This is a genomic window from Flavobacterium sp. (genome assembly GCF_043779715.1).
Taxonomy (GTDB): domain Bacteria; phylum Bacteroidota; class Bacteroidia; order Flavobacteriales; family Flavobacteriaceae; genus Flavobacterium.
The window spans coordinates 1-2,066 of sequence record NZ_JAYWDT010000051.1 but is presented as its reverse complement, the minus strand read 5'-3'; the positions used below and the strand labels follow the sequence as shown (position 1 = coordinate 2,066).

Annotated in this window: 2 protein-coding genes; both read right to left on the bottom strand. The window is 29.5% G+C overall.

The window, feature by feature from the left end:
- Positions 1-20: 20 nt before the first annotated feature.
- A complete protein-coding gene (locus ACH2BG_RS02520) occupies positions 21-908 on the bottom strand; it encodes a DUF3347 domain-containing protein (RefSeq protein ID WP_395046161.1) in 888 nt (295 codons plus the stop codon).
- Positions 909-1,061: 153 nt separating this feature from the next.
- Complete coding sequence (locus tag ACH2BG_RS02515; protein WP_395046160.1) at positions 1,062-1,430, bottom strand: hypothetical protein; 369 nt, start codon at positions 1,428-1,430, stop codon at positions 1,062-1,064.
- Positions 1,431-2,066: the final 636 nt, after the last annotated feature.

Here is a 2,066-nt window from a genome sequence, read left to right as displayed (position 1 = left end):
ATTTATTATTTATTTTTAAATTATTTAATTGTTTCTACTGTCTTGCCACAACTCAACATTTGTGAACCGTAAAATGGATTTTTAATAGTATTTTCTTTGCTCAACCAATTAGCACCTTTACCACCATTTGTCATTGGGCAAAACTGATAATAAATTGGCGTTTCCACTTTTGAAACTTTCAGAAGTTCATACATATTTTTTGATAAAGTCATAAAATAGTTTCTTTTGTGTTTTACATCTTGTGTTTCGGAAATATGTTTGGCATCTTCTTTCAACTCATTCATTACTTTCATCCAAACCATATGCTCTTCCATTTTTACGGCATTGATAGCCGAAAGCAATTCTTGAGATTGTATTGAAGCTGCTTTACCATCCGTTTTTATTAAAGCATCTTTCAATAAAAAGTAATTATCAAATACTGGTTTTAATTGATTTGGAGTTACTTGTTCTATTTTTTGAGTTTCTGATTTATTGGCGTTAGCGCTATGATTTTCAATAGTTGCCATTTGCTTTGCCTGTTCGTTATCACTCGGGTCCGGTTTAGTTTCGGTATTTACTGCAACTTTTGCCTCTCTATCATATTGACAACAGCCATGAAGATTATTATATACATCATCTGGAGCAAGGAATTTTTCGCTATCATAACCCGCAAGTGCAATACGTTTTAAGATTTCATCCTGATTGGTTTTTTTAGCATCATAAGTAAGCGTAGCCATTTTGGTGTCTTTATTCCAATCAACATTGGAAATTTTCCTGAGACCTCCTGCTTTTTCTATGGTGGTTTCGCACATTCCGCAATTCCCGAATATTTTTACGGTTTCGTTTTTAACGTTTTTGATTTGCGCATTGGATACCACGAATGATAACAATAGTGCTATTGTCACCACTACTTTTTTTAGTGATTTCATCGTAAAATAATTTTAAATTGAATTAGTTAAACAATTACAAAATGACAGCATAACAAAGCCACCTTTTTGAAAATGAAATTAACTGAGCAAATAAATGATTTTAAAGCAATAATTGCTTTTTTTTGACACAATTATGGCTGTCAAATTTAAAATTTAGCCTATTTTTGGTATAAGCCATAGAGAATTGAAACCAGAAGAAATGGAGGTTTCGTAATTGTAAAAATTTTGTTTTTCTGTAAATAAATTAAAAATATTTCTATTAAAGTTCAATTCATTAATAGAAACGGATGTGTTGCAAGAAGAAGCACAACCACATTTAGAATGGCTGCATTTTCCTCCGCAACCTTCGTGGTTTTTAGTTTTTGAATGACCATCGTTATTATAACAATCATCTTTATCCATTTTTGAGGAAGTCTCTTTTGAAGAAGAATGTTTCGATGAATTATTTTCACACGCAAAAGTTACTGCTGGCATCAAGAAGAAACCAAGAACAACGATTAATAAAATGTGAAACTTTTTCATTTGTACATGAAATATAAATATTGTACCAAAGTTAGAGAAATAATCTTAATACTCGTTAAAGACTTGCTGATTTTTTTTTACTACTACTTAGCTTTGATTTTTATTCTCATTAAAAGTATTATTAGGGAAGCGAATAGATAAAGACTAATTCCTTTAATCTTTGTTATTTAAAAAAATAACTTTTAAAATGCTTTAATTTTAGTAAAGTAATAGTTCTAACTCCCTAACGACCACAAAAAGTATAAATCTCCAAATTCATTTGATTTTGGCGGTATTTATATAGTTCGAAAATTACTTCGAAATTTTTCTAGTATTTATGATTAATTAAATTTGTAGTAATTGTTAATTCGATTACCGTAATCGTAAAAAACTGTTTGCAAAAGATTTTTAAAGCTTTTCAAATCCTATCAAATTTTTGTTTTATTTTCTGCGTGTAATACAAATCCATATAATAGAGCATAAACATATTTAAAGACAGAATTTGCCTTTCTTATCTAAATGATCATTAATATTTGCAAACTGATAGTTTTATAGGGAAGAGGAATACTTGAATTGCCGAATTTGGATTTGATCTCGATAAAGCATGTATGACATCAACTAATAGACTTAGAACGGATAATTCCTTTTCAAACGGCT